Raw genomic sequence first — 26,468 nt, forward strand, 5'->3', positions numbered from 1 at the left:
TCCTTCATGGCGCCGGGGAACATTCCGGACAATACTCGCATTTGGGCGTCGAATGTTTACAACGGCATATTACATTCATTGCTCCCGATCTGCGCGGATTCGGCAAGTCGGAAGGAATCCGGGGTTATGTCCGGCATTTCAAGGATTATCTAGATGACTTGGATGAATTGGTTATTCAACTGCAGCATCAGTTCTCGGATCTGCCGCTTTATTTGTTCGGCAACAGCTTGGGTGGTCTTGTTGCCGTCCGGTACGCCCAGCAGTTCTGCGACAAAGTGACCGGAGTCATATTGTCGTCTCCTGCACTGGGGCTTCGCATTAAACTTCCGTATTTCATTAAAAAAACCATTGATCTCGTTTCATTTGTGGCTCCCTCTTTGACGTTTGAACTTGTCAAGTGGAATGAATCTTTGAGAAAAATGAAATGGTTTCCACGGGGTTTGCCGGATTGGACGAACGAATTGCTAGAAGATCCGCTGTCAACGGATCGGTATACTCCCCGATGGTTCACAGAACTGCTGAATAACGGAACAGAGGCGTTAACGGAAGTGGGCAGGTTTCGTTCTCCGATCTTGTGCCTTTACGATAGATATGACAGTGTTGTCAACTCCAATCTGATTGAGCAATTTATCGAAAACATCGCCTCCAACGAAAAAGATTGCTTCGTGTTAACCGAAGGAAATCATCACATTCTGCAGGACGGAGAAGTGCTGCGGTATCTTTTTCGATGGCTGGACACACGATTAGGAGACCGGAAATGCCCGATAGGAAGCTCATAACCCGCGATATAGCCTGCGCCATTAAAGATGAGTTGAACTTGGTGCTGCTTTTTCATTTTCACGATCTCTCCTTATATGGCGGATAATTTTTGCTCAAAGGCAAAGACGGCTTGTGCCGCAATGTGATATTGCGGTACAAGCCGTTGTCTTGCATAAGGTACCGGCAAGGCCGTATTAGTGATTAGGCCAGCTGTCCGTCAGCCGCTTCCGGACTCGCCGGTTCCAAAGCGGCAACTTGAGAGACTCCGTAGCGCCGGGCCATTTCCTTCATTGACATTGCGATCCGTTTAGGCACGAGCATCTCCGGCCGTTCGCCGAGACGCTCCACCCCTTGCGGGTGTAAGACCGAGAGCAGGATACGCAAATACACGCGTGTAGCGGAAGCGAACCAGCTCTTGGGCAGCTCCGACACGGTAAATCCGAATTGCTCCACTCCCCGGTGAACCATGGTGATCCCCATGACCGCTTTGATGGATGCCGCATCGGCACGGGATAGAAGAACGGAAGCAAGCTGCGGCATCGTTTGCTCCATCGCTCGAATGAGCTGTATGGCCAGCTGCACCGGTGAACGCGACTTTTTGCCTAGGTCGTACAATAATGCGTTATCCATATGAAGCTCGACAACGCGATCGCCTTTCTTAAGGGTCTCGCCTTCATTCAAACGGATCTTTTCCCCATGATAGTCCGTCAACCGGAAATGCAAAAAGCTCCGGTTCCCCGCAGGATTTACCGGCTGCAAACGGAACAACGCGTGGAAACAGCGTTCCCAGACAAGCCAAGCGCCCACTATCAAACGTCTGCCTAAATCGACTTTCTTCTTTACCATGCGTGCTGTCACCTGCATTATATCGTCTACTCGCACAAAACGGAAACCTTTGTCCAAAGCGGCCGTCAAAAACTGTTCAAGCGCGGCGATCATATTTTTCGGCGCATCGGCGTTCGCCCCGAACGAGTTGCCGGAATCATGAAGCAAGTATATTTGGCCGCCCTTTAACCGCTTGAGCATCCGGTTTCTTATTTTTTCCGCGCCGGTCGACCTTCTCCAATCGTTGACCATCACGGACCATAAAATAATGTGAAGGTCGTTGCCGCTGGTGTAGTCGAATAAATTCAATACCCCCCAAGGCGGGCGGTATAATTGAGGCCTCTGGCCGGTTACTCCCTCGATAAATTTCGAGGTGCGGTGTACGTGTTTGATCACGGTTTGAGGCCGCATGAGCCAGTTCGAACGGTGGCGATAGTTATGTATTCCTATCGCATGTCCTTCGCGATGCATTCTGCGGATGATGTCCGGATGCTCTTCGGCATGCTTGCCGACAATAAAGAACGTAGCCTTGACATTGTAACGCTGTAGCAAATCCAGCAATTGAGGCGTATAAACCGGGTCCGGCCCGTCATCGAACGTCAAACATACGTCGGATGGCGATCGTCCTCTCTTGAATACCCGAAACCCGAACATTCCGCTGACCAACCCCGGAAGGAACGCGTACAACGAAAAAAAATAAAACAACCATAGCAGCAGGTTGCCCATCGCTCTCCCCCTAATTCCGTGTTCTATCCCTATTAATTTANGTACAACGAAAAAAAATAAAACAACCATAGCAGCAGGTTGCCCATCGCTCTCCCCCTAATTCCGTGTTCTATCCCTATTAATTTAAGAATCTGCCTTGAATAAGTTTCGGTTATTTTGCCTTTGCTTGTTCCGACTAAAATGATGGATAAGTAATATTTTGGTATTCCACATCAATCGATATTGCTGTTTTTGCGTAAATCGGTGAGTGTGATCGAGAGAGCAATTCCTGAAATTAAAAATTTTTTGTTTAACACAATAACCCTCCGTTATCAAACCTCCGTACTCCTACTTTAGGTTGCGCTGTTCAATGAACTTTTATTAATCTTTTCAAGATGTCCCATAACCAACCGGAAACAGCATGGCGTCGTCATGAACAGACCGCTCTATTGTGAATGAGGAAAGAAAATAATTGAAGTTTCTTGCGGGCAGGCGGTCTTCCGAATGAGGAATGAAATGCCGACGCTATCGATACCTGCTCATTGCAAAAAAATCGCACTTCGTTATGATTAACTCATTGTTCATCGTGAAATATTAGAAATTGGGGGTTACACGATGAGGCGATGGGTTTCTTTTTGTTCAAATTTAATTAAATGTTCCTTTAACGGAGTTCTTGCCTTAAAACACATACTTCGGAGAGGTTTTTTTAATACTCCCTTTTTTCTGTTTACGTTGTTTCTTACCATTAAATATTACGGCTTGCAATTCATTGTTTTCGACAACTTTAATCCGTTTCAGTGCCTCGCCGTCGCACTGCCGTCGCTTCTATTGTTTTTGATTCCGGTGGAGCTCAGCTTCCGGCGTAAAAAAACCGAAGCGTACCTGATGCTAAATGCGCTGCTTTCGGCGGCAATGCTGTCGGTTGTCGTGTACTACCGTCAATTCGGCATCGTCGTCACGTACCGCGCGTTCTCGCAAGCGCACCACGTGATCGACGTGAGAGACAGTATTTTGGATTTGCTGCAACCTCTTCATTTGTTGTTTTTCTTGGATATCATCGTTTGGATCATATTGAAAATATGGAAAGCGGCGCCGAGATTGTCCGGATTGCGCTTCAGCCGTTCCGGCTTGTCCTCCTTCTGGGCGCTCTCCCTCGCGACGCTCATATTGTTCGCGTATTGTTACGACGGCGTGCTTAACGAATTGAAGCAAGTGGAACGGATGGGTCTTGTAAGCTATCAAGCGCATACGCTTCTTGACGGCATGCGCGCCGAAACGGCTAATGCGGCGGCACAGCCGGTGACCCCGGACATCGTGCGCTCCGTTAAGAACTTGCAAGAACCTGAAGCGCTTCAATGGTTCGGAGCGGCAAAGGGGCGCAACCTTATTGTCGTGCAGCTGGAATCGTTCGAAAATTTTCTTATCGGGATGGAGGTCGGCGGGAAAGCGGTGACGCCGGTCTTGAACGAGTTGCTGAAAGACAGCTTCTATTTCTCCAACGTATATCATCAGACGAGCCAAGGAAACACGTCGGATGCGGAATTCATAATGAACACATCGTTCTACCCTCCGGCGAACGGAGCGGCCTCGCAAACTTACGGGTCGAAGCGGCTCCCGAGCTTGCCGCGAATATTGAAGAGCCTGGGCTATACTTCGATCACGCTGCATACGAATGATGTAAAATTTTGGAACCGAAATGAGATGTATCCTGCGCTCGGATTCGACAATTATTATGACAAACGGTTTTTCGGCGAAGAAGATAAAATTGCATTCTCAGCTTCTGATGAAGTGTTATACAGGAAAACGTCGGAACAGTTAATACAATTGAAGGAGCAAAACAAGCCGTTCTATGCTCACGTGATTTCAATGAGTTCCCACCATCCGTTCCTCCCTCCGCCGGAGAAAGAGATGCTCCGGCTGCCCGAGGAATGGGAAGGAACGGATGTTGGAAATTACCTCAAGATGACGAATTACGCGGACCGGGCGCTTGGGCAATTCATTGAACAACTGAAAGCGGCCGGCATATGGGATATATCGATGCTCGTCGTCTACGGCGACCACTTCGGTTTATCGTCCCACTCCTTAAAAGCAAACGAGCTCGAGCTGTTGGAAACGCAGTTCGGCCAAGAGTATGATTTGCGCACGGTGCATAACATCCCGATCATTATTGCGATCCCAGGTGTTACGGACGGCGGGAAACAGTTCGACAACGTCGGCGGTCAAGTCGATTTTATGCCGACCGTAGCGAATTTGCTCGGCATATCGCTTAAAAATCACGTATATTTCGGACAAGATTTGTTGAACTTCCGCAAAAACGTTCTCGGCGGCCGCCATTATTTGCCGACGGGCTCATTTATCAATAACGAAATCATGTACATCTCCGGCGAGACGTTCGGGGAAGGAACCGTACTACCGCTCCATGGCACCCATCCCGCGAATAAAGGGGATCCGCAACGGTACAAAGACGATTTCATTGAAGGCATTAAATTATTGCAGCTGAACGACGCTTATTTGGAGTCGCTCCCCGAGCGCCGCTCTTCGTTCTGACGGATACAGCAGATGCAAGCAAAAAAGGCGCGAAAAATCGCAGGCACGAAAACTAGCTGGCGCGAAAATTCGCGCCTTTTGCTGTCTGCCGGGTATACAACAAACGAGTAAAAAATCGTTTTATGGAAATACTTTTCAGAGAGAATGGGCCCCGGCAACTCTTACGCCGCACGTTTGTCGCCTTTCCTGACTATTAAGCTTACTTTCCTCAACTTATTGCACGGATTGGCTGACTAATGGACGATATTTGCGTGCAGATAGCCATAATAAGCAACTTTCCCCTGCTAATAAAACGAGTCAACCTGTCGATACCCAAATCAATAGTGACCACCGAGCGAATATGGGATTTCGATTTCAGGAACATTAAGTGCGGAAGGAAGGAGATCGGATCTAAATGAACACAAAAAATGAAATTAATCAATGTATTGAGGAGTGTGAACGAGCATTTGCGAATCTCCGGAATGCTTTAGGTCAGCTTCCTGATGGCCCGGGGAAAATAGCATTGGGGAGTGCTGCCGATCATTTAGGTGCTTGCATTCAGGAATGTCGCAATTCGCTGAATCAAATGTAATTCAACTCTGATCAAAGGAGCGGAGCATTTAGAAAATGCCCACAGGATCAATACCGTGGTCTTGGATAAAACAGGACGATTACGAAGGGCAAGCCGGAGGTAACCGATATCGTATGGAGCTGGGTGAGGTTTTTAGTAACCGAATGATAAAAAATGCGACCCTTATTAATATGAGGGTCCTTTCCGTTTTGAAGGGCATAAATTATATGGCAAAAAAGCGTTAAAAATAAGGGTTGTTATAACGAATGCAACGCATGATATCTCCCGCATAAGGCGATTTTCAAATAGATGACCCTTTTTGCCATAACGTTTCTGTTTTGATAAACAGTAGGAGGTGTCGCTTCATGGCTCAAGGATATACTGGACGAAATACACCTTGGGAGGGATTTTACGGTCCCAATCTCGGATATGTCCATCAATTGTACGACCAGTACCTCAATGATCCGGATTCGGTTGATCAGGAAACGAAAAATCTGTTCCACAGATGGGGACCCCCTCCATTTTACAACAGACGGGCCGATAATAATACGGCAGCATACGGTCCTGATACTGACGGAAAGATAGAGGATATGGCTAGCATGAAAAAAGTCGTAGCAGCTGAAAAACTGGCGCAGAGTATCCGTACTTACGGCCATCTGGCGGCACGAGTTAACCCATTCACCGAGGAAAATGAGCTGGATGACCGCCTGCTTGATCCGGCGGCATACGGGCTGAAAGAGAATGATTTACAGGCGATTCCAGCGGATATTATATGGCCGGAGGCGCCCAACCATATCCGTAACGGGTTGGATGTGATACGACATCTACGGGAGATTTACACCCGATCTATTGCGTTTCAGTTCACCCATGTGAATGATGTAGAAGAGCGCAGATGGTTAAACCGGATGGTGGAATTTGGCGGCATGAACCGTTCGATATCCGCCGAGGAGCGCATCGCTTTGCTCGGTCGTTTGACTCAAGTGGAAAGATTTGAAACATTTCTTCACCGCACCTTTACGGGACAAAAACGATTTTCCATCGAAGGGTTGGATATGATGGTGCCGATATTGGACCAAATCATTCGCCAAGGGGTGAGTGACGGTGCCGACCATGTAATGATAGGAATGGCCCATCGCGGCCGACTCAATGTACTGGCCCACGTGTTAGGTAAACCTTACGAAATCATTCTTTCCGAATTCCACCATTCCCCTAACAAAGAACTGGTTCCGTCGGAAGGATCGATAGGGATTAATTACGGTTGGACCGGAGATGTAAAATATCATTTGGGTGCGAACCGGGAGATTGAAGGCGAGGGAGGAGGAGTCCGTGCGCGGATTAATCTGGCCAATAATCCCAGTCATCTGGAATTTGTCAATCCTGTGGTACTAGGTTTCACCCGGGCTGCCCAGGAAGATCGCAATGTGAGCGGTCCTCCGATACAAGATGTGAGCAAAGCCTTCGCCATTATGATTCATGGGGATGCCGCATTCCCGGGGGAAGGAATTGTCGCAGAATCGCTTAATTTAAGCGGCCTGAGGGGATACCGGACGGGAGGCAGCCTTCATGTCATTGCCAACAACCAAATCGGCTTTACCACAGGAAGTTCGGATGCCCGCACAACTAAGTACGCCAGCGATCTGGCCAAAGGATTTGAGATTCCCGTTGTCCATGTGAATGCCGATGATCCGGAAGCGTGCCTTCAGGCAGCGTATCTTGCCTACGAATACCGGAAACGTTTTAAAAAAGATTTTCTGATCGATCTGATCGGTTATCGCCGTTTCGGTCATAACGAGATGGATGACCCGGCAGTGACCCAGCCGATCATGTACAGCAAAGTGGCGAAACACCCGAGTGTGCGCGCCCGATATGCCGAGACACTTAAATCAGAAGGGGTTGTCACCGGCGAACAAACTGAAGAAATGGAAAAAACATATGAGGATCAATTGAAGAATGCATACGAAAAACTGAAAGGCATTAGTCAACAGAGTGTGGAAGACAACTCCGTCCACGAGACGTCGGTTCACGCACTGCCGCCAATAAAAACCGCTATCCCCCTCGAAATCCTTCACAAGATCAACACTGATCTGCTGAAATGGCCGAAAGGGTTTAATGTCTATCCAAAATTGGAACGAATTTTAAAACGTCGAACCGAGGCATTTCAGGAAGGTGGAAAAGTGGATTGGGCATTGGCGGAAACTCTCGCTTTCGCTACTCTTTTACGGGATGGGACACCGATCCGCATCACCGGTCAGGATACGGAACGCGGGACCTTTGCGCATCGCAACCTGATTTTGCATGATGCACAAACCGGGGAGCCTTTTGCCCCACTTCAACACCTACCTGATGCCCGTGCTTCTTTTGCCATTTACAACAGCCCGCTTTCGGAGGCCTCCGTATTAGGATTTGAGTACGGCTATGATGTTTTCGCCCGCGATTCGCTTGTGCTCTGGGAGGCCCAATACGGTGACTTCGCCAATGCCGCCCAGGTTATTATCGATGCGTTTATTGCCGCAGGACAGGCGAAGTGGGGGCAAAAATCAAACCTCATACTGCTTCTCCCTCACGGATACGAAGGGCAGGGCCCAGAGCATTCCAATGCCCGGCCGGAACGATTTTTACAGCTGGCTGCGGAAAACAATTGGACTATTGCGAACCTTTCGAGCGCGGCCCAGTACTTCCACATCATTCGCCGGCAGGCCGCCTTAGCAGGTAAAGTAGGAGCACGTCCCCTAATTATTATGACACCGAAAGGGCTGCTCCGGAATCCCCGTGCTGCTTCGCCGGGTTACGATTTCACCAATGCAGCATTTTGTCCGGTAATCGAAAGTTCATTTACGCCGGTGAGGGGGGGCCGGAGTGAAGCCGATCAAGGTGAAACCGGCCGAATAGAACGCTTGATCCTGTGTACCGGCAAAATGGCGATTGACCTGGAAACGGAACTGGAATCCGAAGAGTTCCGAACGGATAGGCTTTACATTACGCGCGTTGAACAGCTCTACCCCTTCCCGGAGCAGGAACTTACAAAAATCATCGGCCGTTTTCGCAATCTGAAGGAAATTGTTTGGGTCCAAGAGGAACCACGCAATATGGGTTTTTGGAATTATATGGAGTCCCGGATCAAAGCTGTCGCCCCAGATGGCATGCCGGTGCGCTATATCGGGCGTACTGAGCGATCCAGTCCTGCCGAGGGCCTGTCGAATGTGCATAAAAAGGAACAGCGCCGTATTTTGAAGGAAGCGCTGGTCGTAACCATAAACCGAAGGAGGTAGTCGCCGTGATTGAGGTAAAAATACCCGAACTGGCAGAATCCATTACGGAGGGAACCATCTCCAAATGGCTGAAATCGGAGGGTGATGCAGTCAAAGAGGGAGATGTTCTGTTTGAGATAGAGACGGACAAAGTAAATGTAGAAATAAATGCTGAACACAGCGGGGTGCTAAAGGAAATTTTTTCACAGCCGGGCGATACGGTTCAAGTGGGGGAAGTCGTGGCACTGCTGAATGAAAATGCAGATGTTAACAATGTCAACGGCGGAGATATCAGTGTGGAAGAGAGCCGCGGTCGTAATCAAGAAAAAGCCGTTCGTAAGGATCCCGGTGATGAGGATTCTGATCAACCGGTGGAGGAACCCAAAGAACGGCCAAAAGCCGTTCAGGCTGAACAAGATCATCGCGCCCGTCGAATCGCAACGCCTGCCGCCCGAAAGTTGGCCAGAGAACAGGGCATTGATTGGAATTCCATAGAAAGCCAGGATCCCTTAGGCCGCATCACCGCAGATGATGTCAAATCCTATAAACTATCGGTAATTGCCCCTGACCAGAAGCCGAGCCACCCGGACGCAGATCCTGACAAACCGATCGAACGCATCCGTATGTCGCGGCGTCGTCAGACAATCGCCAACCACTTGGTACAGGCACAGCAATCGGCAGCCATGCTCACCACCTTCAATGAAGTGGACATGACAGCGATTCTGGATCTGCGCCGACGCAGGAAAAACCAATTTCAGGAGAAGCATAACGTACGTCTTGGTTTTATGTCCTTTTTCACCAAAGCGGTTATAAGCGCCTTAAAGGTATTTCCCATGCTGAACGCTGAAATTCAAAAAGATGAAATAATATTGAAAAAATATTACGACATCGGTATCGCCGTTTCCACCGATGAGGGGTTGGTTGTACCCGTATTACGCCATGCGGATCGTCTCAGTTTTGCACAAATTGAACATGAAATTGCTTCCCTCGCGGAAAAAGCGAGAAATAACGAACTTCGTTTATCCGATCTGCAAGGTGGGACCTTTACCATCACCAATGGAGGGATCTTCGGATCATTATTGTCGACCCCTATTCTTAATACCCCCCAAGTCGGTATTCTTGGGATGCATAAGATTCAAACTCGTCCGATAGCTATTGACGAACATCGCACGGAAAATCGCCCAATGATGTATATCGCTCTCTCATACGATCACCGTATTGTGGATGGGAAAGAAGCTGTCAGCTTTCTCGTAAGGGTAAAAGAATTATTGGAGGACCCCGAAAATCTGCTGCTGGAAGTGTAGAAAACTCATGGTGTACCGGCAAAAAAGACAGCCAACCATCTCTTGCAGCAAAAATACCCGGATGTGCTGGTGATGAGCGGCAGGCCGGATAAGAACCCGTCTAGAAAAAACTCGACACTATCCCCGTCATTCACTCCAAACGCTTCACACAACTCCTTGGGGAGAATGATTCTACCTAACTCATCTAATTTTCGTGAAATACCGCTCCATCTCTCGATAAAAATGACAAGTTCGAACTGCTCATTATTGATAACTGAAACTAAACAGTTAAGCAAACAAAATCTTCATAGGCATGTACGTCTGTTTGTCCGGCATTCGTCAGCCATCCCTCTTTTTTGTTCATACTATCTCCTTCTTTTCCGTCCGTATTCAGGAAAAGCGTTTGAGAAAAATGTATCCGCTCGTATACAGTATGTGCGATGATGGATATGTCGGATTTTCATTGGGAGAGAACGGCGCAACCGGGAGGAGAGTTGAGAGATGAGCGCTGAACATGCGATTAAAAGCCCGCAGCACAACAAACAATCGAAGCTTAAATTGCTAAGGAGAGCTGTATTTCTGACATTGGGGGCCGCTTTAGTATCCGTCGGCCTTGAAATATTTTTGGTTCCGAATCATATTATCGACGGTGGGATTGTAGGGATATCCATCATCTTGTCCGCGCTATCCAAAGTGCCTTTGGGTGCTTTCCTGCTTCTCTTGAACATCCCGTTCTTAATTTTTGGATACAAGCAAATCGGCAAAACGTTTGCCCTGTCAACGCTGTACGGCGTACTGATCATGTCAATCGGAACGACGTTGCTTCATCATACGCCGCCTATCACGATCGATCCGCTGTTGGCGTCCGTCTTCGGGGGGATTATTTTGGGAATCGGCGTCGGTATGGTCATTCGGTCGGGCGGCTCGTTGGACGGAACGGAAATCGTCGCGATCCTGTTCAGCAAAACAACCGCATTCTCCGTCGGGGAAATCGTGATGTTCATTAACCTGTTCATTCTCGGGAGCGCGGGATTCGTGTTCGGTTGGGACCGCGCAATGTATTCGTTAATCGCTTATTACATCGCATTCAAGATGATCGACGTTACGATCGAAGGCTTTGACGAGTCGAAGGCCGTCTGGATTATTAGTGAAAACAGCGACGATATCGGAGACGCCATTCTTAGCCGTCTGGGACGAGGAGTAACGTATTTGAACGGAGAGGGCGGTTTTACGGGCGGTGCGAAGAGAGTCATTTTTTGCGTTATAACGCGTCTTGAAGAAGCGAAGCTCAAGTCGATCGTGGAGGAATTGGATCCGGCCGCATTTTTGGCGATCGGCAATATCCACGACGTACGGGGCGGGCGTTTTAAGAAGAAAGATATTCATTAGGGCTCGGATTCGATTGCCGACTTGCTGTGCCGTGAAATAAAGCCGACCGGATGACGCTTACTCCGGTCGACAGACGCTGCAGAATGCGCCGAACCGCATGAGCTCAGGGCTTGCACGACATATGGACAAGTTGATGATTGCGGGAGAAGCCGAGGTTTTCCAACAAATCGACAAGCCCTCTTTGCGATGAAGGCGCTGCAAACACCATGCGTTTCAACGACGGTGACTCCGAGCGGACGGAGAATACATACCGCAAGGCGGCGCGCAGAACCTGATCCGCGTCGCTGCCGCCGGGCGCCGCCGCGCACTGAAGCAGCGACGTGGAGACGTGCGTTCCTTCAGCGTCGAAGCTGCGGCGGTAAAGAGCATACCCGGCGGTGTCCCCTGTGCTTTGGTCGACAACAACGACCGCTTCCCCGTCTTTGGCGCTCCTCCACTGGGTTTGCCAGGCAGCGTGCCGGGGATAGAACGGAAGCAAAGACAGCTCGCGGGGCGTGACGTGCCGAATGTCGTAACGGTGGCGTTCGTACGCGATATCGTCCCACACGGGCTCCGTTTCGCCGTCCACTCTGAATCCGGTTAAAGTATCGAACGTTTCGTAACCGAAGGAACGGTACAGGGCGATCGCTTTTTCGTTTTGCACGAATGCTTCGAGAAATGCCTTCTCGACTCCTAATTTGCGGTATGTTTCCAACGCTTTAGCCATAAGCGCTTTGCCTGCGCCCAGCCTGCGGAATTCGGGAACGACCGCCGTCCCTCCGTTCCAAGCGGTTTTTACCCCGCCGTCGACTCGGATCGCGCTCAGCAGAAAACCCGCCGGCCGATCCCCGGAGAACGCGATGAACGAATGCTCCGGTTGAATGTCTTCCAAGCCGTATTTTACCGACCCGAACGTTGCAGGCGTGATGCGCATCGGCACGTAGTAATCGCTGAATCCTTCGTTCCATGCTTCGACCGCTTGGTTCATCGTGCAGTCGGCCAATGCTTCTATCCGGATATTCGCGTTCGTCATAAACGATTACTTCCCTCCAAAAGTTTGATATCCATCGAACTCTATTTCTCAATATTTATATTATGCCGTCCGCGAATTGGTGTCAATTGGTATTTAAGAATGCCGTCGGCGGTTTTTCATATTATTAAGATAATTGCAAACTTATTAATAAAAAAGTTATAAGAAAAGCTTCTATCGAAGCTGCATTGCGTGTAAAATTATGCTTAGGAGAAAAAGAAAGTGCTTACATTTGATGTATGATGCATTAGAGAGGGGAGAAGAGAGAGAGTGATAGAGATGATACGCGCGCGCGGCGTCACGCGGGTTTTCGGCAGAGGAAGCGGAGCGGTCCATGCGCTCAAGGGCGTCGATTTGGCCGTGCCTGCCGGAAAGCTGGTGGCGCTGCGCGGCCGTTCGGGATCCGGGAAGACGACGCTCATCAATTTGCTGGGCACGTTGGATCGTCCGACGGACGGCAGCATCGCAATCGACGGCGAAGAGATAACAGGCTTGTCCGACCGCAGTATGGACGAGCTGCGCCGCAAGCATATCGGCCTCATCTTTCAATCTTACGCGCTTGTTCCCTATATGTCGGGGTTGGAGAACGTGGAGTTCGGCTTGAGGCTGTCAGGCGCGCCGTCGAAGCAATCGAAAGAGGTTGCGGAGAAGGCGTTGTCGCTTGTCGGTTTGAAGAAGCGAATGCATCACCGCCCGTTCGAATTGTCCGGCGGAGAACAGCAGCGGGTCGCGATCGCCCGCGCCATCGCGCACCGCCCGAAGCTTGTTTTGGCGGACGAACCGACCGCGGAGCTGGACAGCAAGACGGGACTGCAAATCGTCGGCTTGTTCCGGGAGCTGGTGGAGCGCGAAGGGTTAACGATCGTAATGACAACGCACGACCCGGCGATGATGGAAATTGTCGATCACGTGTATGCACTGGAGGATGGAATCATTGTTTAAAAAATACGGTAGACGGATATTGAAGATTTCTTCCGGCGCGATTGCCGGAATGGTGTTGGCCGTAACGGTATCGGGCTGCTCCTTGCTGCCCGAAGAAGAACAGGCGCTCGCTCCTCCGCTTGTAAAGCCCCGCGAGGACAACGTCCAGACCGTGGCTGCGAAACGAGGCACAATCGAGAAGTATGTCAGAGGCGTCGGGACATTCGAATCGACTTCTATCGCCTATCATTCGCTTTCGGTGCCGGGTGCGTCTGTGGAGGAAGTGAAGGTCAAGTCGGGAGACACGGTTCGCAAGGGGGACGTGCTGATCCAGTTTCAGATCGGCGATTTGGATTTGGCGGTGCAAGAAGACGAGCTGAAAGTGAGATACGCTGAGAAAAACTTAAAAGATGCGTTGGCCGCAAGGGACGACGACATGATTGAAATACGCCGGATCGAGCTGAATATAGCGAAAACAAAGCTGGAGAAGACGAAGAAAAAGCTTGAAAGCAAGCAGTTGGTTGCGAAGATGGACGGAACGGTCGTCTACGTTGAGGCTTTGCAGCGAAGCGAAGTCGTAAACGACGAAAGAGTGCTTGTTTCCATAGCGGATCCTTCGCAGTTAAGGCTTGTTTATGAAGCGATCAACCGGGCTGCCCTTAACGGCGTAAAGGTCGGAATGACCGCCGCATTCGATTTCGAGGGCAAACAGTATACGGGCAAAGTGACGCAAACGCCGGATTCCGCGCCGACTACGCTTAACGAGCAGCTGGCCGAGAAGTACGGCAGAACGCTTTACATCCAAGTGGATAATGCGCCTGAAGGCGTCGGTATGGGCGCTCTCGCCGACATCCGTGTTTTGGTCGAAAAGCGGGACAACGTTGTAATTATCCCCAAAGGCGCGCTCCGAAGCTATTTCGGACGCACATACGTGCAAATTCTCGACGGTGAGAGCCGGAAAGAGATGGATGTGGAAGTCGGCATCGAGACGTCGACGGAAGTTGAAATCGTCAGCGGCGTGAAAGAAGACCAGACCGTTATCATGCAATAAAACCGGAAATGGGGTGTAGCCCTTGCTGCGCATGGTATTACAGAAGATGATCAATAACAAGTGGCTGCAGTTATGTTTGCTGGCCGGGCTTGTTGCGACGGTTGCTCTCGTCAGCAGCATTCCTGTCTACATCGATGCCGTGCTTCAGCGCATGCTGATGAAAGATATGGAATTACTGCAGCAGGATAAGAATGTATACCCCGGATCTTTATGGGCTAAGATATACGCTTCCGCTTGGAGCGAGGATGATCGGGTCATGAACGCGGTAAACAAGATTGACGGCTTTATGGACGGCGTCGAGCAGCGCATGCCCTTGCCGATCATCCATTTCGTCAAGGAACGCGAAACGATCCAGTTCGGCCTCGAACCCGCGGACCCGTCGCGCGTGGATCCGACGAAGGAGCGTTACGCGAAAATCGGCGCAATGGAAGGATTGGAACAGAACGCCGTCTTGGTTGACGGACGGTGGGCAAACCCGGGAATGACCGACGGAGTGCTGGAAGCCGTTGTGTTCGAGCCGGCCCTTACCGAATTGAAGATGGTGCTCGGCAATGAGTTTGTTATTAAAACCAAGGATCCGGCCGCTCAGCGGATTGTGATCCGCCCCGTGGGGGTTATCGATCGAAAAGACGAACGCGACTTATATTTTTACGGAGGAGGAACGGGACGCTTCAAGAACGTCTTCCTCATCCCGTATAAAACTTACAAGACCGTGTTCGAAACGAAAGCCCCTCCCGTCAGACCGTCGTCCGCCGCATGGTACTACGCCGTCGATTACACGAAGATGACGCTTGACAACGTTAAATCGTATTTGGGTCTTACCTACCAAACAGACCGTTACACGGCGCGGTTTTTCGATACGCGCGCCGTTCACAATTCCGCGGGCGCGACGCTTGAGCAGTATTTTGAGAGGGAGAAACGCTTGCGGTCGCTGCTGTGGTCGTTGAATGTGCCCGTGCTTATCATGTTGGGCTGTTACTTGTTTATGGTGTCCAACTTAATCGTGTCGAGGCAAAAGACGGAAATTGCCGTGCTGCGAAGCCGCGGTGCGAGCCGGCTGCAGATTGTGGCCGGATACGCCGTGGAGGGATTGATTCTCGGCGGGATCGCCTTCGTACTGGGGCCGCTGTTAGCTTTAGCCATCACGACATGGCTCGGCGCCTCGAACGGTTTCCTTCAATTCGTGCAGCGGGCGGCGCTGCAAGTGAAGCTGGACGCGGAAGCGTACCGGTATGCGCTGTACGCCGTTCTTGCATCCTTCGTCATGACGATGATCCCCGCGGCGATTGCGACGAGGTCTTCCATTGTGGACCGCAAGAAGGAGCAGGCCCGAACGGGAAACCGTCCGCTTTGGCAAACATTGTTTCTTGACGTCGCATTGCTTGCCGTGTCGGTTTACGTGCTCCGCAATTTCCACAAGCAGATGGAGCAATTGACCGTGCTTGGACTCGATTCGTCGCATTTCGCCCCCGATCCGATGTTGTTTTTCATTCCGGCGCTGTTCATGCTCGGTTTCGGGCTGGCGATGCTTCGCGTGTACCCATGGTTCATCCGGCTCGTATATTGGATCGGCCGCAGATGGTGGCCTCCGTCGTTATATTCGATTCTGCTGGACATCGGCCGCGGAGGCGCACGATATCATTACCTTATGATCTTCCTAGTGCTGACCGTAGGTACGGGGATGTACAGCGCCAGCGCAGCGCGCACGATAAACCAGAACATGGAAGACGCCATCAGGTACGGGGTTGGCGCCGACATGATGCTGAAGGTGCTGTGGGAGAACGATGCGCCGCCTGCGGCAGGTCCGATGGGAGGCGGTCCGGGAGGAGCACCGGCCGATGGCGGCGCAGCCGTGACGCCGTCGAAAATTCAGTACAAAGAACCGCCGTTTGCTCCGTACGAGGCGCTCCCCGGCGTGGAGAGCGCAACGAGGGTGTTTATGGAAGACGAGGCGTATATGAGCAGCGAGACCGAGAACGCCACCGTTACGCTTATGGGCATTCATACGGAAGGCTTCGGAAAGACGGCTTGGATGCGCGATTCGCTGCTGCAGCATCATCTCAACGAATACTTGAACCTGATCGCCGATGAACCGTCAGCCGTCCTCATTTCCCGAACGTTGGCCGATCAGTACGGCGTCAAGACCGGAGACTCCATTCATATCAATTGGGCAAGCCATGAGAGTGCGGCTTTCACCGTTTACGGTATTATAGATTACTTTCCGAGCTTTTCTCCGCTTCCCGGGACACCCTCGTCATCAGGCGAAAAGCCGGTGTCGCCGATGCTCGTCGTAGGACATCTGTCTTACATCCAGAACCGTATTGCGCTTGAACCTTACGATGTCTGGATAAAGCTCGCCCCCGACGCGTCAAGGCAGGAGCTGTTCGATGCCATCAGCGAGAAGCGCCTGCCTATTCTCGAGATGCAGGATACGCGGGAGAAAGTGATCCGCATGAAGAACGATCCGTTCCACCTGTCGGTGAACGGCGTCATGACGCTCGGATTTTTGATTTCCGTCGCGATCAGTTTTATCGGATTCCTGCTGTACTGGATTCTCTCATTACAGGGCAGGGCGCTCCAATTCGGGTTATTCCGGGCGCTCGGCATGTCTTTCCGCAGTCTTCTCGGACTGCTTGCCGCCGAACAACTGTTGACGACGGCAGCGGCGCTGTTGTTCGGTCTCGGAACGGGCGCGGTCGCCAGCCGGTTGTTTGTGCCGCTGTTCAAGTTGTCCTTTAACTCGGAAGCGCAGGTGCCGCCTTTCCGTGTCATCATCGACGCTCGCGATACGATCGGACTGAACGCGATTGTGTTTTTAATGATCGTGATCGGTTTTATCGCGCTCGGCTCGATGGTGTCCCGAATTAAGATGCACCAGGCGCTCAAGCTGGGGGAGGATTGAGCCGATGATCGTATGCGAAGACTTGGTAAAGATCTATAAAAGCGCGGACTTGGAAGTATTCGCTCTCCAAGGGCTCGATTTAACGGTAGCGGAAGGCGAATTGATGGCCATTATCGGAAACAGCGGAAGCGGCAAATCGACGCTGCTCAACATGCTGGGCGGGCTCGACAAGCCTTCGGCGGGAAAGCTGTTTGTGAACGGCATCGATCTGCTGAAATGTTCCGGCAAGGACCTCATTCGGTATAAGCGCGAGACCGTCGGATTCGTATGGCAAAACAACGCGCGAAATCTCATTCCGTATTTAACGGCGCTGCAAAACATCGAGCTTCCGATGCTGCTCAAGGGCAGGAGGAAGCGGCTGCGGGCGCTCGATTTGTTGGAAGCGGTCGGCTTAAGCCACCGGGCTCACAACAAGCTTACGCAGCTGTCGGGCGGCGAACAGCAGCGGGTCGCGATTGCGATCGCTCTCGCGAACGAACCGAGATTGCTGCTCGCGGACGAGCCGACCGGATCGGTCGATTCGCGGATGGCCGAACAAATTCTCGATTTGTTCCGTCAGATCAATCGGGACTTCGGAGTAACGGTGGTCATTGTCACTCACGATCCGCAGCTGGCCCGCAAAGTGGATCGCGTTGTCGCGATCCGCGACGGCAAGACGTCTTCCGAAATTATTCGGAAAGTTTCTTATGCCGACGAATTGGCGGCAATTCAGTCCGAGACGGCGGCGGATGCGGAGAATACGCACGAGGAGTACGCCGTGCTTGACCGGGCAGGACGCCTGCAGCTGCCGGAAGCGTATGTGGAGGAATTGGGCTTGCGCAAATCGAATAAGGTGCTGGTAAAGATGGAGGAAGGGTCGATCCGGCTGCTCCCTCCCGAAGAAGAGTAGAATTGTCGCCCCGGTTTTTACCGCTACTTCATTCCCCGATCAAAGAAGAGGCTATCCCCTGTCATAATGCGATGACGTAAGGGATAGCCCCAAGACGGAAACTATTAGCGAGAATTGCGTTTTTTAACTATTATGACCTTCTGTACGGGTTTTACGACGACAACAATTTTTATTTTTTTTCGAATGCGTTTCGTCATGAGATTCACCTCCTTTGAAAGAAGAGCTGACCTCATTGCATTCTATGAAAAAACATTCATAGAGTGTTGGACTATTAATCTAGTAAAAATGTTTGATTGTTTCCCGCGGCGCACGCGGGACAAATAAGAGGCGGACGGCAATTTACAATTGCCGGTCCGCCTCTTTGCCTAGCCGCTTTAATAATTCGGCGGCCAATTGTTTCTCTTCGTCGTTGAGACCCGAAAGCGCTTTATGAAGCGCCAGCGCGTGTTTCGGAAATATGCGGTCCATCAGCTCCCGGCCCTTGCCGGTCACTTCGGCATAGATTACTCTGCGGTCGGTTTCGCAGTTGCGCCTGGACACATAGCCGGCCTTCTCAAGCTTGTCGATCGTATACGTAACCCCGCCGCTTAATATGAGCAATCTTGCTCCGATTTTCTGAAGCGGTATCGGTCCTTTATGATACAGCAGCTCTAACACCGCAAATTCGGTAGAATTCAAACCGTATGATTTGATGTCCCTGACGGAGATCTCCGATATGCTGCCGAAAGCTCGAGCCAGGACCCTGAAAAGATGCAAAGAGCGTTCGACCGATTCGTTCTGTTCATGCATGGGATCACCCTGGTTCTCTTATTTCTCTTAATGATAGAAAACGGAGCCGCCGCAGTCAAACGAATAGCGGACCGCACATCCGTCCGGCCAGCTGACTAAACGCCTGGATTAGGGGGGATACTGGAAAAAAACTTCCCGAAAGGAGCGAGAAAACACCCTATGTACGAAGATGCCATTCGCTTTTCATTCCCTAATCCGGACTCGGCATACGATGCATTCGATACTTTGCAGGAACTCGGCTACGCGCCGGTGATCGACGAAGAGGGGGCGCACCCGACGCTTCATATTCATGTAGAGCGGAGCGACGTGCGGTCCGCGCTTGAGATCGCGCAGATGCACGGCGGACAACTGCTCGAATCGGCGGCTGCCGGCGAAGCCGAGCGGTTCGAAGCCGTTAACCCGGGGATCGATATCGGGGCGATCGACATTCCCGCGCATACGATCAATGAAGATTTCACCGACGATTACGCCTCGGGGTTGTCCCAAGCATATTTGGGGGATGAAGCCGAGACGTTGACACACGGTTATATGGACAGCGTTTATGAGTAGACGGAAAGCGCGGCGTTCATCCCGGCGGTGTGGCCTGTGGCGAACGCCGCCGTTATATTATAGCCGCCTGTATATCCGTGAACATCGAGAATTTCTCCGCAAAAATACAGCCCCGGCATAAGCTTCGACTCCATCGTCTTCGGATCGACTTCTTTCAAATTTACCCCGCCCCCGGTGACGAATGCTTCCTCGATGGACAGCGTGCCGGACGCCCAAAGCTCAAACCGCTTGCACCATTCAGCCAGCGTAAAGATCGCCGATTTGGGCAAGCGCTCGCAAGCCGTTTCAGGCGGTACGCCGATGCGTTCCAGCAAAAACATCAGCAGCCTTTCTTGCAGCAACGTCCGGAATGCGTTCTTCACCGATTTTTTCGCTTCGGAACGAGCCGCAGCCTCGAACCGTTCTTTCAATTCGTCCAACGATTCGTCCGGAAACAGGTCAATGCTCATTAATACATGCTTAACATCGAATTTCTTGCGCGCTTTGACGACAAACTGGCTGCAGCGCAGCGCCGCCGGACCCGAGATGCCGAAATGCGTGAAGATCATATCGCCATCATGCGTGATGATCCGCTTGCCCTTCGGATCCCATACGGTCAGCGCGATACCGCGCAAGGACAAGCCCTGCAGCACGCGATCGCGAATCCACGGCTCCGCCGACGTAATCGGGACCTCGGTCGGATACAGCTCCGTGATCGTATGTCCGGCTTCCTCCGCCCATGCATATCCGTCTCCGGTAGAACCGGTATGGGGCACGCTTTTGCCGCCGGTAGCGATAATCACCGCGCCTGCGCGGATATGCTCACCGTTTCGCAGGAGAAGCCCGGAAACAGCGCCGCCCTCGTACAATACCCGTTCCACCGGCGAATTTACGCGAATGTCGACGCCCAACGCGCGCACGCGTCCGATCAAAGCGTCCACAACCGTCTTCGCCTTATCGCTCACCGGAAACATGCGACCGCGGTCTTCTTCTTTCAGCGCTATGCCCAAATCCTCGAAAAACCGGATGATATCCAGGTTGCTGAAATTGCTGAAGGCACTGTACAAGAAGCGTCCGTTACCGGGAATATGCTTCACGATCGTATCCAAATCTCCGGCATTCGTTACGTTGCACCGTCCGCCGCCGGAGATGCCGAGCTTGCGTCCGAGCTTATCCCCTTTATCTACGAGCAATACTTTCGCGCCGTGGGAAGCCGCGGCCGCGCATGCCATCAATCCCGCCGGACCTCCGCCGATCACCGCACAATCGTACATGAATCATTCCCCGATTTTCTTGCGTCATTTTGTAAGTAGTATACCAAATCGCCGTAATCTTCCCAAACAAGCATGAGGAGAATGATGTTGGCAAATACTAACGGGGAATTTTCGCCGGAAGGAGTGGTATCAGGATGACGAATCAAAATCACGATTCTAAAGCCCAACAGCGGCATGAACGGGAAAACGACAAACGTCTCGGCAATGAAGACCGGGTACCCGGCATCGACAAAAAATTGAACGGCCCGAACCGGCCGTCCACCTGACATCTCGCGGAGCCGGCATGAAAGGAGGGGGCGGGGACGCATGACAGACAAGAAAAAGGATTTCAAAGAGCAGGCAGAGACGATCAAAGCGCTGGGGGATCCCGAGCTCGACCCGTTCGAGATCGAATTTCTGCCGAGGTTCCAGGAAGGAAGAGGACCGCGAGGCGCTTTCATCAACGATTCGGGCGTCGTCATCGGGGACCACGATTACGATTCGCCGCAGTCGCCGTTGAACCAATGGACCGAAGATACCGATCCGACCGTGATGGCGGGTGACGAATGGGTGCATCCGTACAAGGACATCGGATTCAGAACGGAAGAAAACCGGGATTATTTCGAACGGGGCATTTCGCCGAAGGCCGGAGTATTCATGCACCCGTTTAATGACGTCGCTTACGAGGACAGTTTGGAAAATGCCGACGGGGAACCGCCTGAAGGCCGCGTGACCGATGATGAATCGTAAAAAGCGACAATACGTCGCAAGCATGGTATAATAAACTTTAGCAAAGCCAAAGTTTACTAATACCGTGTATAAGGAGTGAGTTTGCAAACATGTCGATCTCATTCGAGATGTATATGAACGATTACATCCAGCCGATGCGCGACGAATTGACGCGTCTGGGCATTACGGAGCTGCGTACGCCGGAGGAAGTGGAAGCGGCGTTTAACGACATGAAGGGAACCGCGCTCGTCGTCGTCAATTCCGTGTGCGGATGCGCGGCGGGCAACGCCCGTCCGGCGGTCGCGCAATCGCTGCGCAACGATGTGAAGCCGGATCATCTGTACACCGTGTTTGCCGGTCAAGACAAGGAAGCTACGGCGAAAGCGCGCGAATATTTCGCGCCGTACCCTCCGTCGTCCCCTTCGATCGCGCTGATGAAAGACGGCAAGCTCGTGTATTTCATCGAGCGCCATCAGATTGAAGGCCGTACGGCGGAGATGATCGCGGCGGATTTAAACGGCGCGTTCAATGAATACTGCAAGTAATTGTCGCGTAGTACCGGGCGAACTAAGCAGACCGCTTTTCGCCGACACCTAAAAATAAGTACATCGATTTTCCTTAATTGTCCGTAAACCCGGGATTAGTGCCGGTGAACGCGACTTTAGCGGAAAGACGATGTACTTATTTTGCTATATAATGCTGTTTGATGAAAATTAGCGGAAAAACGATGACCTAATCTCTTGAGAAAACGGATGCAGCCTATTTATAAATCGAAGATGCGACAATGAGTTCCATTCGATCGCGTATTTGCTTCGCGGCATCCGCGCCTGCCCGTTCCTCGACGAGCTTGTATCCGAGCGACAGGTTCGGTTTGCGCCGCAAGTTGTGCGCGTCTGTTGCCAGCGTGTGCGCCTGACCTTGATCGACGAGCGACAGCGCGAACGCCTCCGCCTCGGCGCCGTTGTTGCCGATGAGGCTGTCGACGGACACTTGCGTCCAGACGCCTATGCCAAGCAGTTCCTCAAGCAATTCCGGCTGCTGCCGGAAGAAGATGTGCCGCTCCGGGTGCGGAAGAATAACGGTGGTTCCCTGCGCGCGAAGCCGCTCGACAACGTCGGGAGTTTCCTCGTTATAACCCTCCCAAGATTGCTCCATTAGGACGTAACCCGGATTATCCGCCAAGTAACAGAACCGCTTTTCTTTCAGAGCTTCATATATGAATTGCGGTCTTTCCAACCGCAGCTCGTTGCCCGGAAGAATTGCAAGAGGAATATTCAACCGGTCGAGCTCCGCTTGCAGCTCGCTTACTTTCGCCCTCACGGTGCCGCTTTCCACCAAGAAAACACTGTTGAAGTGCGGCGTAGCTACTATCGTTCTAATGCCGTCTTCGTGCGCAAGCCGCGCCATTCCTACGGCCATGGCCATATCGATCGCGCCGTCGTCTACGCCGGGAAGGATATGGCAGTGAATGTCTATCATACGCGGTCTCCCTCCTCATGAATATTTAATTATGGACATAGTATCAGAGGGCAAAGGAAAAATCCACGCCATTAGACGAGCTTTTTTAGACGGCCGGGTTGGATTTTCCGTGCCGGAAGCGGTACAATCCTTGATAAGATAAAGTGAAGAGGTGGAGAGGATGAGCTTGCAGCAGGAAATCATTTCGCGGTTGGGCGTGAAGCCGGCGATCGATCCCGATCATGAGATTCGGCGCCGCGTCGATTTTTTGAAGGAATATGTGAAAAATTCGAAAACGACGGGGCTGCTCATTGCAATCAGCGGAGGCGTGGACAGCGCGGTCACGACGGGTCTGTGCAAGAAGGCGACCGATGAGCTCAGCCAAGAGACCGGTCTCGATTACCGCACCGTAGGCGTGCTTCAGCCATACGGGGAACAAGTCGATATTGAGGACAGCCGGTCGGTCGCCAAAGCGTTCGGCCTTCGCTACACGGTCGAGACGAACATTCTCGAAGCGGTGAACGAAATTGCGTTGGAAGCCGAATACGCCTTGAAGGCGCTCGGCATTCACCGCCATCTGAGCAAAGAAGGCAAAGGGAATGTGAAGGCGCGGACGAGAATGGTGCTGCAGTATGCGCTTGCTTTTGAAATGAATCTGCTCGTCGTCGGCACGGATCATGCATCGGAAGCGATTACCGGATTTTTCACGAAATACGGCGACGGCGCGGTCGATATCACGCCGCTGACTTCATTGAACAAGCGGCAGGTGCGAATGCTCGCGGAGCGGCTCGGCGTGCCGCAGCATATCGTTACGAAAGCGCCGACCGCCGGCCTGTGGGAAGGGCAAACGGACGAGGGGGAGCTCGGCATCACGTATGACGCGAACTCGGACTACCTCGAAGGGAAGGAGATCGATCCGGCGGTCCGGGAGAAGCTGGAGAAGCAATATTTGAAGACGGAGCATAAGCGCTCGCCGATTCCGGGAATTTAAAGCAGACGGCAGCCGGCAAAAACCCGAGATGAATCCCCTGCTGTCAGGGGGCTTCGTCTCGGGTTATGCGTGCTCGGCAAGACTTCATAAAGAGCCGAAGCGGCTCGACGTCGAAATGCAGCGATTCGTTCCGTTCGGGCCGCCTGTAAAATTGCAGCGCCATCGCAATCACTTCAATGTGAAACGGCATTGCCGCCAAACCCCATACGCCGGCTTCCTCCTTCGATACGACGGAGCCGTCCGACACGTATTTCACGACCCGGAGAAGATTGAGCACGTAATAAACCGGCTGCTTGGAAATTGCGCCGAACTCGACGTCTACATCGGACAAGATAGCGTCCAAATAATGTTCCGCCGGAACGGGAGGGAACGCTTCGGCGACCGGCCGTCCCCACATCACGATTCCCCGCTCGCGGACTACGGTGATGTGCGCCGCCAAGTCGGGGTCCTCGCCGCCGCTCATCACCGGAAGAGCTTCGGACGTTCCGGCGGATAAGCCGCTTGCCAATCTCCCGCGCCAACCCTCGCTATAATGCATGTCGAAAGGGTACGGATACTTCCACGGCTGCAGCTGATCGAACGCACATATATGAAGTTCAACCGGTATCGGATGCAATGAAAGAAGCAGAAGCTTTTCCGCGAGACGTTGTTTCACTTGAATATCCGTGCTTTCTTTCGTCACAACCAGAATATCCAGATCGCTCCGCTCCGGTTGAAAGCCGCCCAAGGCGAGGGAGCCGTGTAAATATATGCCCAACGCGTTATCTCCAAGCTCATGCAGCAGCGTCTCGACGAGCCGGCCGGCCAGATCTCTGACGTTGTCCGGCACATTCGGCCATTTCAATCCTGCCACTCTCCTTCCTTGTTACGGGAATATTGTATCCTTTTTCAAAAATGCATTTCCACTTTCATCACATTTCCGCTACACTGATAAATAATATTTTGAACAGGACGAGGGGCGTACAGGACATGATTGTCGGAATCGGTACGGATATTGCCGGAATGGACCGGATGGCGAGGCTGCTCGACGGCAGCCGCGGCGAGGCTTTCCTGAGACGGGTGTTGACGGAGGCCGAGAGGCGGATCGCTGTTGGACGAAGCGCCAACCGGAGGCGTTACGTCGAATTCATAGCGGGACGCTGGGCGGCGAAGGAAGCCGTAGTGAAGGCGCTCGGATGCGGCATTGGCGCGCTTGTCGGACTGCGCGACATCGAGATATTGCCTGGCGAATCCGGAAAGCCGGTATGCGTGTTGAGCGATTCCGCTTGGAACCGGTTGGGCTATGACGGAACGGTTCGGAGCCGTCCCGCGATACATATATCGATTACACATTCGGACGGGCTCGCCGCGGCGTTCGCCGTGGCGGAACGATTGGGGGAGTAGAGAGATGAGGCAAATCGACAAGGGCGTGCGTTGGCCGTTCGCCGATCGGGTGGAAGGCATGAAAGCGTCGGAAATTCGCGAAATATTGAAAGTGACGGAGCGGCCGGATATGATTTCGTTCGCGGGCGGCCTTCCGGATCCGGAGCTGTTTCCGATCGGGCGCATCGGCGAGATTAGCCGGTTGGTGCTCGAGCGGTTCGGGAAAGAAGCGCTCCAGTATTCGACTACGGAAGGATATGCGCCGCTTCGGCGAACGATCGCCGGGCGGATGAACCGTGTATTTGGCACACGGGCGGGAGAGAGCAACATCTTGTTAACAAGCGGCTCTCAGCAAGGGCTGGATTTAACCGGAAAGCTGTTCCTCGATAAAGGCGACACCGTTGTTTGCGAAAGTCCGACTTACCTGGGGGCCATTCAAGCGTTCAAGGCGTACGAACCGAGATTTGTAGAAGTCGTTACGGACGATGACGGGATGGACCCGGAGGCGCTGCGCAAAGCGCTCGCACGAGAACCGAATGTGAAGGTTATTTATGTCATTCCGGATTTTCAAAATCCGACGGGACGCACATGGACGCTTGAGCGCCGCAAACAATTTATGGACGTTGTTCGCTCTTCCGGAACGAACGCGGTCATTATCGAGGATAACGCATACGGAGAGCTGAGATTCGAAGGGGAGATTCTTCCTTCGCTTGCATCGATGGATGAGGAAGGCCGGGTCGTGTTTCTGGGGACGTTCTCCAAGACATTCTGCCCGGGTTATCGAGTAGGGTGGATTGTGGCTGATGAAGCATTGAGGGAAAAATACGTGCTTGCCAAGCAGGCGGCGGATTTGCATACGTCCTCGATTAATCAGCGCGAAATCAGTCTGTACTTGGAGCATTACGATACGGATGAACATATCGCGATGCTCCGCTCGGTGTACGGAAAGAGGCGCGATGCGATGGTCGGGGCGATAGCGGAGCGGTTTCCGGAAGGGATCCGGCATACGACGCCTCAAGGCGGTTTGTTCTTATGGGTGGAGCTGCCTGCCGGAGTCGATGCGAAGAAGGTGCTGCTGGACAGCGTCGGACAGGGCGTGGCGTTCGTGCCGGGAGGTCCGTTCTTCCCCTGCGGAGGGCATCAGAACACGATGCGGCTGAACTATTCCAATTGTTCCGAGGAACGAATCGCAGAGGGCATCGCGAAGTTGGGAAGCGTAATAAAGCTGCACATGCGGTAATTATTAGGGGCTGTTCCGCAAGTCATCCGAGGATGCGTGC

General features: G+C 52.2%; 24 protein-coding genes. 17 read left to right on the forward strand and 7 right to left on the reverse strand.

Annotation, left to right across the window (positions count from 1 at the left end; genetic code table 11):
* Window positions 1-779 (forward strand): alpha/beta fold hydrolase (locus tag JET16_RS25855; RefSeq protein WP_199622272.1); only part of this gene is annotated, 779 nt, incomplete at its 5' end.
* Window positions 780-960: 181 nt separating this feature from the next.
* On the opposite strand, the gene JET16_RS25860 is transcribed toward JET16_RS25855, so the two are convergent.
* Complete coding sequence (locus JET16_RS25860) at window positions 961-2,310, reverse strand: polysaccharide deacetylase family protein (protein WP_199622275.1); 1,350 nt, start codon at window positions 2,308-2,310, stop codon at window positions 961-963.
* Window positions 2,311-3,048: 738 nt separating this feature from the next.
* Here JET16_RS25860 and JET16_RS25865 point away from each other — a divergent pair.
* From JET16_RS25865 to odhB, 4 genes are all read left to right on the forward strand, one after another.
* Window positions 3,049-4,836: an LTA synthase family protein gene (locus JET16_RS25865; protein ID WP_199622278.1), complete on the forward strand. Its 1,788-nt coding sequence runs from the start codon at window positions 3,049-3,051 to the stop codon at window positions 4,834-4,836.
* Between the two features lie 394 nt (window positions 4,837-5,230).
* Window positions 5,231-5,407 carry a hypothetical protein gene (locus JET16_RS25870; RefSeq protein ID WP_199622281.1) on the forward strand — a complete coding sequence of 59 codons (177 nt, stop codon included), beginning with the start codon at window positions 5,231-5,233 and terminating at the stop codon, window positions 5,405-5,407.
* A 344-nt stretch (window positions 5,408-5,751) separates the two neighbouring features.
* Window positions 5,752-8,655, forward strand: a complete 2,904-nt coding sequence (locus tag JET16_RS25875; protein WP_199622284.1) for a 2-oxoglutarate dehydrogenase E1 component — start codon at window positions 5,752-5,754, stop codon at window positions 8,653-8,655.
* 5 nt (window positions 8,656-8,660) lie between these two features.
* Complete coding sequence (gene odhB, locus JET16_RS25880) at window positions 8,661-9,938, forward strand: 2-oxoglutarate dehydrogenase complex dihydrolipoyllysine-residue succinyltransferase (protein ID WP_199622286.1); 1,278 nt, start codon at window positions 8,661-8,663, stop codon at window positions 9,936-9,938.
* Between the two features lie 5 nt (window positions 9,939-9,943).
* Here the strand turns inward: odhB and JET16_RS31195 are convergent, their stop codons facing one another.
* On the reverse strand, window positions 9,944-10,213 hold the full coding sequence (locus JET16_RS31195; protein ID WP_407673196.1) for an AbrB/MazE/SpoVT family DNA-binding domain-containing protein: 270 nt from the start codon (window positions 10,211-10,213) through the stop codon (window positions 9,944-9,946).
* 205 nt (window positions 10,214-10,418) lie between these two features.
* Between JET16_RS31195 and JET16_RS25885 the strand changes: the two genes are divergently transcribed.
* Entirely contained in the window at window positions 10,419-11,306 is an 888-nt protein-coding gene (locus tag JET16_RS25885) for a YitT family protein (RefSeq protein ID WP_199622288.1), read from the forward strand.
* A 103-nt stretch (window positions 11,307-11,409) separates the two neighbouring features.
* On the opposite strand, the gene JET16_RS25890 is transcribed toward JET16_RS25885, so the two are convergent.
* Window positions 11,410-12,318: a GNAT family N-acetyltransferase gene (locus tag JET16_RS25890; RefSeq protein ID WP_199622290.1), complete on the reverse strand. Its 909-nt coding sequence runs from the start codon at window positions 12,316-12,318 to the stop codon at window positions 11,410-11,412.
* Window positions 12,319-12,594: 276 nt separating this feature from the next.
* Here JET16_RS25890 and JET16_RS25895 point away from each other — a divergent pair, with 276 nt between their 5' ends.
* The 4 genes from JET16_RS25895 to JET16_RS25910 are packed head-to-tail and all read left to right on the forward strand — an operon-like array spanning window position 12,595 to window position 18,078.
* Window positions 12,595-13,257 carry an ABC transporter ATP-binding protein gene (locus JET16_RS25895; protein WP_199622431.1) on the forward strand — a complete coding sequence of 221 codons (663 nt, stop codon included), beginning with the start codon at window positions 12,595-12,597 and terminating at the stop codon, window positions 13,255-13,257.
* Window positions 13,250-14,287 carry an efflux RND transporter periplasmic adaptor subunit gene (locus JET16_RS25900; protein WP_199622292.1) on the forward strand — a complete coding sequence of 346 codons (1,038 nt, stop codon included), beginning with the start codon at window positions 13,250-13,252 and terminating at the stop codon, window positions 14,285-14,287. Before JET16_RS25895 ends, JET16_RS25900 begins: the two co-directional genes overlap by 8 nt.
* 31 nt (window positions 14,288-14,318) lie before the next feature.
* Window positions 14,319-17,189: an ABC transporter permease gene (locus tag JET16_RS25905; RefSeq protein ID WP_199622435.1), complete on the forward strand. Its 2,871-nt coding sequence runs from the start codon at window positions 14,319-14,321 to the stop codon at window positions 17,187-17,189.
* A 4-nt stretch (window positions 17,190-17,193) separates the two neighbouring features.
* Entirely contained in the window at window positions 17,194-18,078 is an 885-nt protein-coding gene (locus JET16_RS25910) for an ABC transporter ATP-binding protein (protein ID WP_199622295.1), read from the forward strand.
* 339 nt (window positions 18,079-18,417) lie between these two features.
* On the opposite strand, the gene JET16_RS25915 is transcribed toward JET16_RS25910, so the two are convergent.
* Window positions 18,418-18,867: a MarR family winged helix-turn-helix transcriptional regulator gene (locus JET16_RS25915; RefSeq protein ID WP_199622298.1), complete on the reverse strand. Its 450-nt coding sequence runs from the start codon at window positions 18,865-18,867 to the stop codon at window positions 18,418-18,420.
* Between the two features lie 159 nt (window positions 18,868-19,026).
* On the opposite strand from JET16_RS25915, the gene JET16_RS25920 reads away from it, so the two are divergent.
* Window positions 19,027-19,416: a DNA/RNA helicase gene (locus JET16_RS25920; protein WP_199622301.1), complete on the forward strand. Its 390-nt coding sequence runs from the start codon at window positions 19,027-19,029 to the stop codon at window positions 19,414-19,416.
* On the opposite strand, the gene JET16_RS25925 is transcribed toward JET16_RS25920, so the two are convergent.
* On the reverse strand, window positions 19,407-20,669 hold the full coding sequence (locus JET16_RS25925) for a BaiN/RdsA family NAD(P)/FAD-dependent oxidoreductase (RefSeq protein WP_199622304.1): 1,263 nt from the start codon (window positions 20,667-20,669) through the stop codon (window positions 19,407-19,409). The genes JET16_RS25920 and JET16_RS25925 overlap by 10 nt on opposite strands.
* 134 nt (window positions 20,670-20,803) lie before the next feature.
* On the opposite strand from JET16_RS25925, the gene JET16_RS30685 reads away from it, so the two are divergent.
* The 3 genes from JET16_RS30685 to JET16_RS25935 all read left to right on the forward strand — a co-directional run bounded on the left by JET16_RS30685 (window position 20,804) and on the right by JET16_RS25935 (window position 21,922).
* Window positions 20,804-20,935 (forward strand): hypothetical protein, encoded by a 132-nt coding sequence (locus JET16_RS30685; protein WP_267908757.1) that lies wholly within the window; start codon window positions 20,804-20,806, stop codon window positions 20,933-20,935.
* A 40-nt stretch (window positions 20,936-20,975) separates the two neighbouring features.
* The gene (locus JET16_RS25930) at window positions 20,976-21,398 is read left to right on the forward strand and encodes a DUF3905 domain-containing protein (RefSeq protein ID WP_199622306.1); all 423 of its coding nucleotides are present in this window, start codon (window positions 20,976-20,978) and stop codon (window positions 21,396-21,398) included.
* Between the two features lie 89 nt (window positions 21,399-21,487).
* The gene (locus JET16_RS25935) at window positions 21,488-21,922 is read left to right on the forward strand and encodes a BrxA/BrxB family bacilliredoxin (protein WP_199622308.1); all 435 of its coding nucleotides are present in this window, start codon (window positions 21,488-21,490) and stop codon (window positions 21,920-21,922) included.
* A 214-nt stretch (window positions 21,923-22,136) separates the two neighbouring features.
* Here the strand turns inward: JET16_RS25935 and JET16_RS25940 are convergent, their stop codons facing one another.
* Window positions 22,137-22,856, reverse strand: a complete 720-nt coding sequence (locus tag JET16_RS25940; protein ID WP_199622310.1) for a tyrosine-protein phosphatase — start codon at window positions 22,854-22,856, stop codon at window positions 22,137-22,139.
* 160 nt (window positions 22,857-23,016) lie between these two features.
* Between JET16_RS25940 and nadE the strand changes: the two genes are divergently transcribed.
* Entirely contained in the window at window positions 23,017-23,826 is an 810-nt protein-coding gene (nadE, locus tag JET16_RS25945) for an ammonia-dependent NAD(+) synthetase (RefSeq protein WP_199622320.1), read from the forward strand.
* A gap of 43 nt (window positions 23,827-23,869) precedes the next feature.
* On the opposite strand, the gene JET16_RS25950 is transcribed toward nadE, so the two are convergent.
* Complete coding sequence (locus tag JET16_RS25950; protein ID WP_199622322.1) at window positions 23,870-24,670, reverse strand: aminoglycoside adenylyltransferase domain-containing protein; 801 nt, start codon at window positions 24,668-24,670, stop codon at window positions 23,870-23,872.
* A gap of 125 nt (window positions 24,671-24,795) precedes the next feature.
* Here JET16_RS25950 and acpS point away from each other — a divergent pair, with 125 nt between their 5' ends.
* Both acpS and JET16_RS25960 read left to right on the forward strand, forming a co-directional pair.
* Entirely contained in the window at window positions 24,796-25,209 is a 414-nt protein-coding gene (acpS, locus tag JET16_RS25955) for a holo-ACP synthase (protein WP_199622324.1), read from the forward strand.
* Window positions 25,210-25,213: 4 nt separating this feature from the next.
* Window positions 25,214-26,428: an aminotransferase-like domain-containing protein gene (locus JET16_RS25960; RefSeq protein ID WP_233532281.1), complete on the forward strand. Its 1,215-nt coding sequence runs from the start codon at window positions 25,214-25,216 to the stop codon at window positions 26,426-26,428.
* Window positions 26,429-26,468 lie beyond the last annotated feature (40 nt).

It is taken from the genome of Paenibacillus alkalitolerans (assembly GCF_016482785.1).
Classification (GTDB): domain Bacteria; phylum Bacillota; class Bacilli; order Paenibacillales; family YIM-B00363; genus Paenibacillus_AE; species Paenibacillus_AE alkalitolerans.